The 13,004-nt window shown below is 46.3% G+C and carries 16 protein-coding genes; 4 read left to right on the forward strand and 12 right to left on the reverse strand.

The window, feature by feature from the left end:
• Positions 1 to 103: 103 nt before the first annotated feature.
• The 10 genes from PMI16_RS23710 to PMI16_RS23750 form a co-directional block, all read right to left on the reverse strand.
• Positions 104 to 592 (reverse strand): hypothetical protein, encoded by a 489-nt coding sequence (locus tag PMI16_RS23710; RefSeq protein ID WP_081493469.1) that lies wholly within the window; start codon positions 590 to 592, stop codon positions 104 to 106.
• 7 nt (positions 593 to 599) lie between these two features.
• A complete protein-coding gene (locus PMI16_RS25565) occupies positions 600 to 884 on the reverse strand; it encodes an immunity protein Imm33 domain-containing protein (RefSeq protein ID WP_081493470.1) in 285 nt (94 codons plus the stop codon).
• Positions 885 to 955: 71 nt separating this feature from the next.
• Positions 956 to 1,288 (reverse strand): SMI1/KNR4 family protein, encoded by a 333-nt coding sequence (locus PMI16_RS23715; protein ID WP_034382080.1) that lies wholly within the window; start codon positions 1,286 to 1,288, stop codon positions 956 to 958.
• Positions 1,289 to 1,376: 88 nt separating this feature from the next.
• Entirely contained in the window at positions 1,377 to 1,865 is a 489-nt protein-coding gene (locus PMI16_RS23720) for an HAD family hydrolase (RefSeq protein WP_051994719.1), read from the reverse strand.
• Between the two features lie 59 nt (positions 1,866 to 1,924).
• Positions 1,925 to 2,317: a hypothetical protein gene (locus tag PMI16_RS23725; RefSeq protein WP_157212789.1), complete on the reverse strand. Its 393-nt coding sequence runs from the start codon at positions 2,315 to 2,317 to the stop codon at positions 1,925 to 1,927.
• 67 nt (positions 2,318 to 2,384) lie between these two features.
• The gene (locus PMI16_RS26195) at positions 2,385 to 2,849 is read right to left on the reverse strand and encodes a hypothetical protein (protein ID WP_157212790.1); all 465 of its coding nucleotides are present in this window, start codon (positions 2,847 to 2,849) and stop codon (positions 2,385 to 2,387) included.
• Between the two features lie 128 nt (positions 2,850 to 2,977).
• Positions 2,978 to 3,634, reverse strand: a complete 657-nt coding sequence (locus tag PMI16_RS23735) for a DUF4272 domain-containing protein (RefSeq protein ID WP_157212791.1) — start codon at positions 3,632 to 3,634, stop codon at positions 2,978 to 2,980.
• A gap of 216 nt (positions 3,635 to 3,850) precedes the next feature.
• On the reverse strand, positions 3,851 to 4,408 hold the full coding sequence (locus PMI16_RS23740; protein ID WP_007884349.1) for a hypothetical protein: 558 nt from the start codon (positions 4,406 to 4,408) through the stop codon (positions 3,851 to 3,853).
• 492 nt (positions 4,409 to 4,900) lie between these two features.
• Complete coding sequence (locus PMI16_RS23745; RefSeq protein ID WP_007884353.1) at positions 4,901 to 5,602, reverse strand: PIN domain-containing protein; 702 nt, start codon at positions 5,600 to 5,602, stop codon at positions 4,901 to 4,903.
• Positions 5,602 to 6,270 (reverse strand): hypothetical protein, encoded by a 669-nt coding sequence (locus tag PMI16_RS23750; protein WP_007884355.1) that lies wholly within the window; start codon positions 6,268 to 6,270, stop codon positions 5,602 to 5,604. Before PMI16_RS23750 ends, PMI16_RS23745 begins: the two co-directional genes overlap by 1 nt.
• A 491-nt stretch (positions 6,271 to 6,761) precedes the next feature.
• Here PMI16_RS23750 and PMI16_RS26200 point away from each other — a divergent pair, with 491 nt between their 5' ends.
• Positions 6,762 to 7,076 carry an EexN family lipoprotein gene (locus PMI16_RS26200; RefSeq protein ID WP_157212792.1) on the forward strand — a complete coding sequence of 105 codons (315 nt, stop codon included), beginning with the start codon at positions 6,762 to 6,764 and terminating at the stop codon, positions 7,074 to 7,076.
• 41 nt (positions 7,077 to 7,117) lie between these two features.
• On the opposite strand, the gene PMI16_RS26825 is transcribed toward PMI16_RS26200, so the two are convergent.
• On the reverse strand, positions 7,118 to 7,375 hold the full coding sequence (locus tag PMI16_RS26825; RefSeq protein ID WP_081493471.1) for an MbcA/ParS/Xre antitoxin family protein: 258 nt from the start codon (positions 7,373 to 7,375) through the stop codon (positions 7,118 to 7,120).
• A gap of 26 nt (positions 7,376 to 7,401) precedes the next feature.
• On the opposite strand from PMI16_RS26825, the gene PMI16_RS23755 reads away from it, so the two are divergent.
• The 3 genes from PMI16_RS23755 (at position 7,402) to PMI16_RS23765 (ending at position 9,593) form a co-directional block, all read left to right on the forward strand.
• Complete coding sequence (locus tag PMI16_RS23755) at positions 7,402 to 7,614, forward strand: hypothetical protein (RefSeq protein WP_007884356.1); 213 nt, start codon at positions 7,402 to 7,404, stop codon at positions 7,612 to 7,614.
• Positions 7,615 to 8,215: 601 nt separating this feature from the next.
• Positions 8,216 to 8,458 carry a helix-turn-helix domain-containing protein gene (locus tag PMI16_RS23760; protein ID WP_034382082.1) on the forward strand — a complete coding sequence of 81 codons (243 nt, stop codon included), beginning with the start codon at positions 8,216 to 8,218 and terminating at the stop codon, positions 8,456 to 8,458.
• Between the two features lie 268 nt (positions 8,459 to 8,726).
• Positions 8,727 to 9,593 carry a DUF5677 domain-containing protein gene (locus tag PMI16_RS23765; protein WP_007884359.1) on the forward strand — a complete coding sequence of 289 codons (867 nt, stop codon included), beginning with the start codon at positions 8,727 to 8,729 and terminating at the stop codon, positions 9,591 to 9,593.
• A gap of 75 nt (positions 9,594 to 9,668) precedes the next feature.
• On the opposite strand, the gene PMI16_RS23770 is transcribed toward PMI16_RS23765, so the two are convergent.
• Positions 9,669 to 12,689: a RelA/SpoT domain-containing protein gene (locus PMI16_RS23770; protein WP_007884360.1), complete on the reverse strand. Its 3,021-nt coding sequence runs from the start codon at positions 12,687 to 12,689 to the stop codon at positions 9,669 to 9,671.
• Positions 12,690 to 13,004: the final 315 nt, after the last annotated feature.

Below are 13,004 nucleotides of genomic sequence, written 5' to 3' on the forward strand. Positions count from 1 at the left end.
TCCCTACGTATCTTCGAATGTTCAGAATAGAATCGCCTGCCTATAAGGGGCTTTTATTCTTTACGAGGGTCTGGTTCTGGCCGGTTGCGGACATCCGATTTCACTAAGCTTGGCGCTGATCATATGTGGACTTCCATTGATTCAATATTTTACAAAGGGAGTCAAGTGGCAAACTATAGAGGTCACGGAGCCAAGCATGATCAGAGTCATGGATGAAATGAGCTGTTTGCTGCTCAAGATATGCGTCGGTATACAAGATACCAATCTGCCTATCTCCCTTGACATTCCCGAGGTGGAAACCTTCGACATCTGACCAGTGCAGCTTAAATCGCCGGCCCATATTTACAATATCCATACCTTCTGTGCTTAGTCGGAGATATGTTGCACTGGGACGATATACATAGAACGATAAAACAAATAACGGCGCAAAGAGAATTGTGCCAATCCACCCCCAAACAGGCTGAAGCTGGATACAAAATGCCGAAAATAAAGTAAGCAAGCCCAGGAGAACGAGCAGCCAGGCTATCTTTACTACACTGGCTTTGATAATTAAATCGCTTTGCTGTCCTAGCTTCGGGTCGATTACGGTCATAGCAGCTCTATATTTTCTCTCGAATCCATTGCTCCGTCTGTGACGGGCGCCGAGCACACCACCCCAAGGGAAGGTCAGCAAGCTCAACGATGGAAGAGTCAATATCAACGATGCTTTTGAAGCTAGCGACCACCGCTTCGGAGGCGTCCAATGCTCCGTCCGAATTTGGAAGAAACTGCCAACCGCCATCATCTTCATCATGTGAAACAAATGAAATTGAATTTTCTCTTTCAACGATTCGTCGATGCGAGATAACGGCCATATTAGGTGGGTCTGCGAATAACCAATTCATAGGTTTCCCAATTTTGTAAGTTATAGAGATTGTCTGCTACTGGCCGATTACGGACGTCCGTGAGCAATGGCTTACTTGGATATTTTCTTGAGAAACTCAGGATTTATCCAAGCTGACTTTACTTGACCCTTCGTCAATTCAACCGGCTGGGGAGAGCAAAGGCCCGCTAAGAAATCGGCCTCGGATATTGCCAATACTGTTAGCTCGTCAGTCTCGTGGTCTAAAAAATAAATGCTCTGATTGTCTCTAACAAAGAAGTTTCCAGAGTCGTCTATCGCAAAAGGAACTTGTTTTATGGTTCCCAACCAATTAGGCAAAGGCCCCTCACCAAGCGCACGTATCGTGCCAAATTCTTCGCCGGATTGCGCTCTAAAGACCTTTCCTACTATCTGACTAAAATCCATGGACTTCCCCTATTCGACGTTAGTAGTGTTTGAAATAGTGATGCTGTAACGACCTAAATAAAGGCAGCTTCTGGCCGATTGTGGCCATCTAAACAGCCAGTTCTCCTAGCTTTGCTATGACCGAGTGCAATTCTTTATCTTGCTTGTCACCGTGAAACGGCTTAACAACGAGGTGAGAACGAGGCTGTCGTTGAATTTTCTCAGGACTGTCATCAACGATAACAATTTCCTCTACTTGATAGCCATGCTTCATTACCTTCCGAAGATCCTTGATGTACACGTAGCCGTTGGTACGGGAATCTACCTTTTGTACACACTTCTGCACATCCCAGCGAAAGAGAAGCGTATGTTGGTCCTCAAAAAGTGCATTACTTATAAACTCAACGTAGTCAGGACTCGCGGAGGACCATACAGCAACTGAAAATTTGGTCGATGCGAATTTAACCAGATCAGCCGCATAGGGGCGGATATATATGAAATAGCCGGAAAATCTTAAGTCGGCAGGCTGTACCAAAGGCTCCAAGCGTGCATGAACCAACGTCTCGTCCAAATCAAATATAACTAGCTTAACGGGCATAGTATGCAGCGATCATCTCTAAGATTTAATGCTGTTTTCTGGACGATTGCGAAAATCCACTAAAGGGTTCGCAAAAAAACACAAAATATACCCAACAACCACGTGACGAAAAAAGTAGCGAGAAACAGCATCATCCTTCCGCGGGCGATTCGCCACGTTTCTGTGATTACGGAGCCATAAAAATATTCAAGCATGTCTTTTGACCAGAAATCTCGCCAGTTTTTTTTCTGACGAGCATAGATGAAGTTATTTATAAGTAATGCTCCTAGTGAGAACGTGATGATGACGCCTAATCCGGTCGCAACGGATATATCGAGAGCCGATAAGACACTCACGTCATGGCTATATATTGGTGCTCCTTTTCCTAACGAGATAAGAAAGGTGAGCAAAGAAAACGCAAATCCGACTGCATACAATAATTGGAGATCTCTCTTCATAGCTGATTTTCCCATGTCGCTATCTATTTTTTTCTTTAAGTCTGCTCTTGGCCGATTGCGGTCATCTACATTTACGGAATGGTTAGTCTACCTTTACTGCTCCCTTTGCAAGTACAAGCACTAGCTCTCCAAGACTTTGAAAAATAGAGACCATCTCCTCCGCAGAGCTACCTATGGGACGAGGGTATGCGGGATTCGGCGCAGGAAAACCTTGATTTTTCACGGACTCGTTGCACAAGATTGCGAAAGTACCTCTTGCCTTTTGACCGTCAATTAATAGAGAGAAATCAGTTTCAACCGTTCCACCGCTTTGAACGATGAAATTGAGAGATACGTCATCTGGTAATCCGACAAGCTGAAACACTGCTCCAGGACCAGGCAGCTTTGAGATTTGGATTTTTCCTTGTGCTGCATTGAGTAACTCTTTGGCCGCAATTTTTGCGTACAGGGCTCCAGCTCTATACGGAAATCTATCGCATAGACCATAGTATTTTTCTGTAACTCCTAACGAGAATGTCGAAAGTAGTATTGATGATTCGAAGTTCATGTCGTCTATTCCTTGAAGTTCGGATTTGGCTGACTCCGTTTCGCGTTACAGTTTTCGTATTCGCTAAATAGCTTGAACGGCTGCTACTGGCCGACTGCTGTCATTCCGCTCATAGCAGGAGCTTGGCGTTACGTGTCCGTGGAAATATCGTCCCACTCTTGATCCATGTAGCCTATGAGCCAGTTCAAGGCGTAGTGACGTTCAAGTACCACTCCTGCCTCCAGCTTTGCAGGTGCTGGACGCCCCTTAATCCGTGCATCCACAACCGCCCAGTGATAGCGGTAGATTAGATCAGCCTGATCCAGAATGTCTCGAAGAGAACGCAGCTTAGCGCCAGCTTCAAAACCGCTGGGGCCATGATCACGCATCGTTTTGACTGCAAACTGCACATCGCAAATTTTCGTCGGCCTGTCCAGAACGTTCACGTAGCCTAAGGCCCAAAGTAGAACCCATGCGGCCTCGTATTTCCAAGAGAACTGCACGCGGTCATTTTGAGATGAGGTCTTAGCGGCAATGAAGACTCGCTCCTTTGGAGTCAGCGAATCGCGCAGCTTGAAGTCCTGAGCAATCCTTTCGACTATAGGCTGCTCCAAACCTTCGCCCTTGAGCGCGACGAGAAGGACGCAGAGAGCTCGCTGAGAGATTTCGGCTTTCGAGCGCCGTTTGGCGTCATCTTCAGTTTCAATAACTGGGAGGTATTGGTTGATTGGGACACCATCTTCCCTCAGTACAGCTTCGGAGCGCGCGCGTCGTTGTAAGGCTTCTTGAGAATTTTTCTGATCCATGGACTTAATCTTTTTCCTTCGATCTTCCACCGACGGGGCACAAATTGCCAAAGGTAGTATCCCAAATAGCGCCGCACCAACGACTATCCTTCGTTTTATACCGGCGTGAGAACCATCAAGCATCATGTAAGTCCCTTCATTTTTCGTTGGTCACCAGCTATGCATGTCCACTCCTGGCCGGTTGCGGACAGCGACCAATTTCAGCCAGTGTCTATGTTACGCAACTTCCTCTTTTTGTATTAAAGCTACTTTCTTCCATATCCCTGAAAACCATAGAAGTCCGAGCGCACCGGGATGAACTTGCAAAGCGAGCTTCTCTCCAGTTTTTACTTCGTCATAAAGTGTTTTTCCCACTTCAAAGTCTCGCAATCCTGGCCCAAGAACCGAACTCTCCACTATGAGTTTGTAATGCGCTCGTCGTCCATGGAAGGTTGATTTCTCATCGACTTTAACAATTATTTCTTGTAGTGCACTGTAGTCAAAGGCGATATTCAGTAAATTCCTAGTTGGGACGGCGACGGCGAGTGCAATGGTCAGAAGCCAAAGCCCTCGCCGCAACAGAGGTTTGTGACCCAATTCCGTTTTGAAATAGTTGATATTTAATAAGGCGAAGAGTGGAATGGCTACAAACAGACCAAGAGATAGGACGTCCACATTTCCTATGGTCTCGAAAGTGCTATAGGAGTCCATGTAGATATATGCCGCCCATAGTCCTGCGACACCTATTCCAACAATAGATAAAAAAATGAAAGCTCGACTATCTGTCTTCTTCATTGAATCGTTTCCTATGGACTGACGCATTGGTATCGCTTCTAGAAAATTGGATGTCCGGATAGAATCAACATGTTAATTAATGTCTCTTACTGGCCGATTGAGGACACTCAAAACGAACATGTCCACCTGGCAATTTACCAGATCGTGAGAGAAAACATGGTGAGATTGGGCAAAAAATCCCCCAGCAAAAGAAAAAGCGGCTTAGCGCGATAAGGCGCTAAGCCGCTTCAATGCTGGTGGCCCCCCCGTGAGTCGAACACGGCACCAACGGATTATGAGTTAAAAGAGCATATGGGCGGCACTCCGCAAAGTCTCGCCAGACGTGAACACTGGCTTTGCATGCAGTGCGCAGATTCGGCAAATTGCGCCGGTTTGGACAAAATACTCCTCAGCAAGAAATTCTGAAACAGTGAAATACTGATTTGCCATTGATGTTCCCAATCGTCCATAGGCAACGCTGTTGTCTACGACCGAGATAAGGAAATTTCCAGATTAGAAGCCAAGTATATGCTTCGCTGCTCCAGCGTTCGACGCATACTCAATGTGGAGACTTTTGAACTCCGGCAGCAACTCATCGTGAAGATTACTGTCTTTGGTATTCGTGTAGTCTCTCGTATTCGACGACAGGAAAACAATCGTGGACTGCAATCCTGTCTTGCGTAAGGCGCGGATAACATCAAAGTAAGTTTCGATGACAACACAATCTTTTATCGAGTCCTTGCCTTGTCGCGCGGGTGCTTTAGGAGCAGTCACGCGCGCAAAAGCAAGGCCTGCTACTTGTTGGCGCTGTGGGACTACTTTAGAAAAATCGATCCACCGGTCAGCAATTTCGCGAGCGCGTATCTCGTGGCCTATAAGATGCGTTAGGTCAGTTGTTCCAGGCCGGCCGAACAATGCAGAAATTGAATTGACGCGATTGATACGCTCTGTCAGCTTACTAAGCTGGCTTTTCGCGTCGTCCTGGATTTGTTGCAGATGAGTCGCTAGTTCATTTCTCACTTGGTCTGCTAACAGGCAGACCAATCCTCCCCCCACTTCCATCTTAGATATTAACTCTAATGTTGCGCTCGCGACATGCGCTCGCGCGTCGTCCCTTGTTGGATCGCGCATCACGTCCAGGATGGAACAGGTATCAGCACAAAGGACCGGAGCCCCTAACGCAGCTACGTCCTGCACGAGTGTGTCGAATCCCATTATCGATGCCCATCGTAGTATGCGAGAAGATCAAGCGCTGATTCGAATTCGATAGCAAGTTCGTGAGCCATATCCTCGGGCCAACCATCTGCTTCCGATAGCCACCTAGCAAGAACACTTGGATCGAGATCGTTCCTGCGGCTTTGGTGATGTTGAACAATGAACGCCATCCATCGATCCCTGTCCGCTGGATGAGATGACCCTGTTGATTTGTTAGCTGCGCGACTGAAAATACCAAGAGCGCTCGCTGCCTCCGCACTTGTCCAGTCCATTAGACTTTTCGTACCTTTGCTTAAGCGTATTTCAATCGCAGGAGCGGTGGGTTTTGCAACGCACTCAATAAAGTCTTTTAACACTGAGTTATATTGATGATGAGTCAGCGCATATAACTCACTCGGAACGACATTCGTCACCTTATAGCCACCATCGCCTTCTGGAAACAGAGTCACAACCGCGGCTGGAATTAGTTCGTCCCCATCACGACGAAGTGCGAGTAATGTGTTTTCAGAACCTGTCCCAAGTCCAATAGCACGAGATTCCATCTCAAGATCATGGTGCCAGAGGCCTTTCGCTTCATTGATTAGGGCTTTGCGCAAGGCGATCCCATCGCCATCGACGGCAGTAAGTGAGAGATCCTGAAAAACCTCGATACTCGGTAGATTGCGCATAACTTATCCTCTGCGCTTAAGCGCTATGGTGGGGCGGAAATAGGTAAAAACACGAGCTGAAAGTTTAGCACCCATGCATATTCGCCGTCGATTGCAGACTTTGAAAACTAATTCAAGTATCTGTCTATCGAGCACGTCTATTCGCGGGTCGACTGTCCGCGTTGCTGAACGGTCGATATCCATGTTGTTGAACTATGTGACCAAATTCACTGGAATATGCAGCCCGACCAACTTTATTCATTGTCCTCAGCTTACATGTTCTTCCACGGTTTCTTTGCACTGACTATACCGATCCCCGAGGAAGGGCTGGATACCTCGCTTCATCGAAGCAAATTCCGCTAAGTTTAGCCAGCCTTAGGGAGAATTTTCTCATCAAAAAATCATAAGAATTTCTTGAACGACATGCCTCATTAAATTATTTGCATACTATAGTTATGCATACTATGATTAGCAATTAACAGAAAGAAACACTAATTTCGCAAAGAGGCTCAATGACCATCAAACAATATAGACCTTGGTCTGTCTTTTCCACGTTGCTCTTTTTATCTCTAATCGCCTGTGGCGAAAAGACTGAAAGTGCGAAGTCGGTAGACTATTACAAGGGCAATCTGGAAGAAGCAAAGACAACTCTTCAGAAATGTACCGCGCTCAAGTCTGGTGAGGTAAGTACTATGTCGCCATCCCAACGAGCTGCGTGGTCAGAAACTACCGTAGGAATCAACTGTGAAAATGCTCGCGTCGCAAGTGTAGACAGTGCATATGATACTCATCAAAAAAGCATGCGTGAAGCGGCGGCGAAGTATTGATAGTGTTTACAGCAATAGAGATTGTTGCTCGAGGGCGATCACTATGAAAACGCTCCGCTTTGCATGCGCGTGATCAGTGTCCGGACTAAGTCTTGTCCTTCGGCAGTACCCAGGAATTCGGTTGGATGGTGATTTCCTAACGCGGGTACTGGTGAGTCCAGCCAGTCGTTTAACCAATGATTGGCATCAAATGTATGTCCCTGTGCTGATTGCAACACCATTGCTTCCACTAATTTTAGTAATTCGGATCGGAACAAATCCTGTTCTATCTGGCGCCGAAGAGGATGGCTTTGCTTCATAGTTTTTATCCAACAGGAGAATCTAAATGTCTATCGATAAAGCAACCGAAAGATTGATGGCTTTGAGGGACAAAGGCCTTGCGACAAGACAAGACCCTGAAGAAATAAAGCGCCGCTCAAAAAAAACTCGGGGTGTTACCGCAGCCGAGTGGGCCGAGATCGCAGAGAAGTCCAGAGATCCCAATCTCAGGAAGGGACAAGGGAAAACAGCCTTTCCACACATAAGAATCGAGGAATGAACTCTCGGAGTCCTTTCATGCCGGCGAAGTTTTCTTATTCGGATGCGCTGCGCCTCTTGGAAGTAAAATCAGCAAGAAGCTGAATCTCAGCATATTGGGGAAGTTCTGGTTGGCCTGGATACACTGGATGTGGGCGATGGTTTTGATCATATTGAACAAAATGAGTCATTTCTCCGTCGTCATCCCTATAGCATCCGATCGCGGAGACTTCCTCCAATCTGATCTTAAAATGGTCTTTCTCATAGACTGACTCTACGCAATAAACTAAACATCGCGTGGGGCCGTGGTTTGCGGTCGCCTCAAGCAGACGCTCGACCGAAGAAATCATCTGGCGATCCAAGGCATTTCGTTCCGTACCAAGTGAATAGGGAAACTGCACCAGGTAGCAAGGTTCCGAATATGTAATTGCTACGCTATCCCATATCCGAAACGGTGCCAAAAGCGATCGGCGTGCGTCGTGAAGTTCCCAGCTAGTATCTGTGACAAACATAAAAAGTCGGTGAGCAATCAATAGAGCGAGAACCGGTGCTCATAGCTGCACAATAAAAAACGCTAATCATAGTATGTAGAATCATAGTATGCAACGACAGACACTTTATGGATGCCTGTCAAGCCTCAAAAAAGCCTATTAGTTGAGATCTTCGCCCGAAATGTTCGGCGTAGGAGAGTGGCACTCGGCTTGTCTCAGGAAGTTTTAGCTGAGGCGGCTGGGGTACATCGCACGTATGTGGGGATGTTGGAGCGGGCTGAGAAAAACGTCACTATTTACAATATTGAACGTATCGCCATCGCTCTCGATGTCGAGCCGGCTCAACTTCTCATGTCTGACGATACATTACCCTAATCAATATCAGTCCTTGTCGAGCGATTACGCGCTCATTCTCTATTTATATTTCCTGAACAGCGACCTACCGTTTTCTAATATCCGGCGGTATCAACGGTATTGGAGTACAGCGTTGCTGCGAAGAAGTGCTCGTCGATGCACAGGCATACGCTCCCGTATGCAAAAACCCTGATAGTCTGCATAAAAATTCCAACAGCTTAGAGGAGGAAAGTATGAAACTGTCAGCTGTTATCATTGAGAATTTCCGCGGATACCCGAAGCAGCGCCCATGAATCTAGATCAACTAACGTCTGAATATTCTGATGGTCTAACTGCGCTGTTCAATGCTGTACAAGGAAGCGTTGACGAATTCCAAGAGTTTGAACCTTGGCGAGGCGACACCCACTCCTTGGCGCTCAAAATGTTTCGACACTTGGAGTCCGTTAAGGTCCTATGTCAAATATATGTAGACCTGCCCCCCGGGCATCCGCCCTCCTATTACATCGACTTTTCTTCGGCGCAAATTGTTACTCGAGCAGCGATAGAAACATTTTTGACTTTTGCATATATTTTTGGGCAAGAAGACCTCACCTTATCCAAATTTCGTTGCGAAATTTGGCAGCTAAGCGGTCTAGCTGATCGCCAGAAATTACGTCCGGGCACGTCGGCAGACAAGCTAAAGCTAGCATCGGAAAAACGAGATATGGAGCAACTTCAAATTAGTATCAAAAGCTCTCCACATTTGAATGCCTTTTATACCGAAAAACAAGCACAACGAATTCTCTCTGGGGGATGGAGCCAATTGCGAGATTGGAAAGTACTGGCCATAGATGCAGGTATCCATCCTCGGTACTTTGACTCTACGTATAGTCATCTATCTGGATTTAGTCATTCAAGCTATATCAGCGCAATACAAATATCGCAGGCCCGAAATATGCAGACGCAGAGCGACATGGCGCGATTCTGTGTACAGATATGCTTATTTTATATGACGCACTTCCTAGTGAAATTCTCACAAATCTCATCGACAGCAAAGCAGTTTTTAAATAACGATACTGCAGCGATAAGTCTTATTCAGAAGTGGCATATCAGTTCCGATGATTGGAATAAGTTGTATTCTGAAAAAGATTTAGCGGATAACGACTTCGAATTTTGATGGTATCTATTTTAAAAATATCGAACTAGTTTTAGTCATCTTCTTCTGCTTGCCTTTCTAAAGCTCCATGTGGTATCAGTCTTCTGGTTCAGGATCATCCAATCCCTCCCCATATTCGAGCTTGCGTAATGCAATCGAAGCTTCTGCTGATCGACTTTCCGCTGCAACTTGAGCTTTTAACTCGATGATATGTTCATTGGCGAAATCTCTTACCAAGGCGCTCTCATCTGCGAGCCATCCTTCTAACAAAATCTGCCTTGCAGCATAAAGCTCTGCAAAACCGAACTCCCCTGAGACAACACTTGTCTCCCGTAATGTTTGCCGTGCTTTAGCCAATGACTGACTTGCGGCCGGTAAGCGAGCAACAACTCGGCGAACAAGATCGAAAACAAATGCCTTTCCGTCAAAAGCAGCCAAAATACTGAGGACGAATGTCATATCACGCTCAGTCCCTCTTTCTATCATTCCTATTAGTCTGTCCCCCAGTCCGTTCGAAAGCTCTGGAAATATAGACGCAATAAGCTTGCCGGTTTCATATTCGAATCCAGCCGAGTCTATGTCGTACCATCTCCGAGCTCCGCTTAATACAATATCGACGTTCTTGCTAAGCGGTGCTTGCAGTTGATATATAGAGAACGGTACAGCAACATAGTGAGGAGGTGCTGCTTGGGTACGTGCAAACGCAAGTCGCGCCTCGATGAAAGATACAACGGCTGCTGGCCACTTTTCGGCAATTGCAGCAGCGATATATTCAGCACTGCCTTCCAGTTCAGGATAACGAATCAGAATTCTTAACACCTGATTCGCCTGATCTTCATCAAGGTCTTTGACCAATGTATTTCCCAGCCAAGAAAACCATGGCATGCGGACCCAGGAGAAATCCGCATTCGCTGCAAGATAATTTAAAGCTGGCAAAAAGATATTAGAGATGATGGTGCCAGGCTGCGTACCATACTGCTGCACACCTGCAATGAGTACATTACGCATCACATGGCTATCACCGTTAGTGATCGTTTTATTGAAGACTCGGAGTAGCATTGCCTCATCAAATGGAACGGAGAAACGCAAATACCAGGCTATATCATTCAGATGTTCTCCGTGGTCTATCCAATGATTAATACGCCGCAGCGCCTCTGCTTGTTTCTCACTGCGTACTAGTCCAGTAAGCATCCCGGGAAGAAAATTTGCAAATGGTTTTGCAAATCGATCAATATAACTTAAAAGAATATCTGGCTTGGTTTCTCCCAAGCGTTCTAAAAAACGACCGAACGTCGGAAATGTTGCTGCGTCATCTGAATCGGTTTCCGCATAGCGACTCAGACGGTCGAACCAGAGATCTGCTGTGGCTTCGGAGACAGTATCCAATAACGCTTCAATTTCCGCAGTACGATATTCCTCCGCTTCCGCATAAAAAAAATCTTTGTCATCCCAAGCGGGCGGATATACGGAGTTGTAGCCAATCAAAACTTTGTAAATCAAAAAGTCCGTGTCGGTATTAGCGGCGTCCCGAAAAGTAATCGCGGCCGCCAAAATCTGGGTTCGCAGGGTGACAAGCTCGAGATCCTCACGCATTGACTCTGGTAGATCTACGTAACGCCAGTAATGACGGTGCACTCTGTCTTCTATTGCCTGCTTTAGGCGCAGACTTAACCCGGGCAAAATGGCCGTCTGAAACTCAATAGTGGTCAACGTATTCGCCATGATAATTTTTGCCAAGGCGTTGGAGTACATACCGCTATGTGGAGAGCGCGTAGCGTTTTCCAGTTGAATCAATATCTGGGAAAGAGTCTCTTGACTAGTCGTGAAACGGTAAATTTTCTTTAGTAGATCGATGGCGCCTTCTCGCGCCGCAGTCAATGCATCGGATGCTACAACCGATCCCCGATGGATAGTGATAGCACTTGAGCTGTTCGTTGTCCCTCTGATTTCAGAACCAAGAATTTCTCCCAATATAGGGATCAGGCCGTCCTCTAGTTCCCGACATTTTTCGTCACTGAAGGTCTTAATGCAATCTATCAACAGATTCTGGACTGCGGGGCCATGTTCACGCCAAACATGCATTTGATGTTCTGCAATCGATTTACCAAGCTCGTTCAAATGCTTGCGTTCGTCGTCACTACGCGCCAAACCGTAAAGCGAACAAAATGCATTAAATGTTTCTTCTACATCTACATACCTATAGTGCATTAGAATATCGGTGATCGCTTTAAGAATATTGCCAAAGGTCTTGGCCGGTAGTGCACCGTAAGGCGTCTCTATTTCCACCGGTTCTGAAGCCCGGGCACGTGTAGCCGCCTCAATCAATCGCTCAGTGACATGAGGATATATTCCTGGCAGATCATCATAGAATGGCAATACATGTTCTGCGAAGGCCTCAAGAGCATCACCTCGAACATTATTGTCCACCGCGCCGACGATTGCTTCCAACGCGTCGCCATCAAATAGCGCTTTGCCGTCAACCAGGCGCTTAAAATCACTAGCGATCTTCTGAAACTCATACCCAGCTGGCAACAAGTATTTTTGCGCGACTTTTTGAAGACGATTCTGTATGCCCTGGAACGCTCTGCTGCCAAAATTATCTAGAACAGGAACCTTGTAAATAGTATCGTGGGCCATTTCCGCCCAAGCGTGATTGAGAATTGTCTGAATCTGAATCTCGCAACGTAAGCCAGCGAATTTTGCATATTCAGGCAATGCAATGCGCTCTTGGCGAAGGGTCACCAGATAGTGATTCGAAATATAAAATTCTGACGCCTCCGCATCATCTCGTCGGGGATGGTGCAGCTTGACCTCAATAACTTCAAAGTTTTCGTGAATAACACCAGATTGAATAAGCCGGGTAACATCGCTATTTGTATAGAACACGACACGACATCCCGCTAGATCCTTGATGTTTGTTTCGAGTTGCTCGGTCATAGCAATCTCTCGCATTTCAAGTTTCTTGCGTAACGAAACAGAGGATTTTGCTCGCCTCTGAATCTGCTGCAGCCGATAACCACCTTCGGCGTCGATAGCTGCCTCCAAAATGTCCGCAACGGCATTTGCGAACGCATAGTAGGCGAATTTTCCTTCACGCTCAAACTCATCAAAGTTCATAGGCACTCGTAACATTTAGTGGTTATGATGGAATACTCATCGCTCATAGCGTTGCCACTGAAAAGTATGTTGGAGCGTTGAGATGCTGCTTTTTTGACTATAGCGAAACGTCTATCGGTGAAGAGATAGTCACCTAAACACGTTCTCTATGGACATAATGATGTCCGTTTTGACCAGAATTACTGCGTCCCCATGGACATAAGACCAATATCGCAAATAGACCGTACAACCGCATCTATGACCATGTCCATAGGTTATCTACTTTCCTTTAGGTCGATGTGCGTTGCCTGGATGACTTCGACCTGAACAGCGACA

Source organism: Herbaspirillum sp. CF444, assembly GCF_000282135.1.
Classification (GTDB): Bacteria; Pseudomonadota; Gammaproteobacteria; order Burkholderiales; family Burkholderiaceae_D; genus Herbaspirillum.

Excerpts from the sequence above, each read along its gene's own strand:
- PMI16_RS23710 (WP_081493469.1), bottom strand. The coding sequence starts at position 592 with ATGACCGTAATCGACCCGAAGCTAGGACAGCAAAGCGATTTAATTATC.
- PMI16_RS25565 (WP_081493470.1), bottom strand. The coding sequence starts at position 884 with ATGAATTGGTTATTCGCAGACCCACCTAATATGGCCGTTATCTCGCAT.
- PMI16_RS23715 (WP_034382080.1), bottom strand. The coding sequence starts at position 1,288 with ATGGATTTTAGTCAGATAGTAGGAAAGGTCTTTAGAGCGCAATCCGGC.
- PMI16_RS23720 (WP_051994719.1), bottom strand. The coding sequence starts at position 1,865 with ATGCCCGTTAAGCTAGTTATATTTGATTTGGACGAGACGTTGGTTCAT.
- PMI16_RS23725 (WP_157212789.1), bottom strand. The coding sequence starts at position 2,317 with ATGGGAAAATCAGCTATGAAGAGAGATCTCCAATTATTGTATGCAGTC.
- PMI16_RS26195 (WP_157212790.1), bottom strand. The coding sequence starts at position 2,849 with ATGAACTTCGAATCATCAATACTACTTTCGACATTCTCGTTAGGAGTT.
- PMI16_RS23735 (WP_157212791.1), bottom strand. The coding sequence starts at position 3,634 with ATGGATCAGAAAAATTCTCAAGAAGCCTTACAACGACGCGCGCGCTCC.
- PMI16_RS23740 (WP_007884349.1), bottom strand. The coding sequence starts at position 4,408 with ATGAAGAAGACAGATAGTCGAGCTTTCATTTTTTTATCTATTGTTGGA.
- PMI16_RS23745 (WP_007884353.1), bottom strand. The coding sequence starts at position 5,602 with ATGGGATTCGACACACTCGTGCAGGACGTAGCTGCGTTAGGGGCTCCG.
- PMI16_RS23750 (WP_007884355.1), bottom strand. The coding sequence starts at position 6,270 with ATGCGCAATCTACCGAGTATCGAGGTTTTTCAGGATCTCTCACTTACT.
- PMI16_RS26200 (WP_157212792.1), top strand. The coding sequence starts at position 6,762 with ATGACCATCAAACAATATAGACCTTGGTCTGTCTTTTCCACGTTGCTC.
- PMI16_RS26825 (WP_081493471.1), bottom strand. The coding sequence starts at position 7,375 with ATGAAGCAAAGCCATCCTCTTCGGCGCCAGATAGAACAGGATTTGTTC.
- PMI16_RS23755 (WP_007884356.1), top strand. The coding sequence starts at position 7,402 with ATGTCTATCGATAAAGCAACCGAAAGATTGATGGCTTTGAGGGACAAA.
- PMI16_RS23760 (WP_034382082.1), top strand. The coding sequence starts at position 8,216 with ATGCCTGTCAAGCCTCAAAAAAGCCTATTAGTTGAGATCTTCGCCCGA.
- PMI16_RS23765 (WP_007884359.1), top strand. The coding sequence starts at position 8,727 with ATGAATCTAGATCAACTAACGTCTGAATATTCTGATGGTCTAACTGCG.
- PMI16_RS23770 (WP_007884360.1), bottom strand. The coding sequence starts at position 12,689 with ATGAACTTTGATGAGTTTGAGCGTGAAGGAAAATTCGCCTACTATGCG.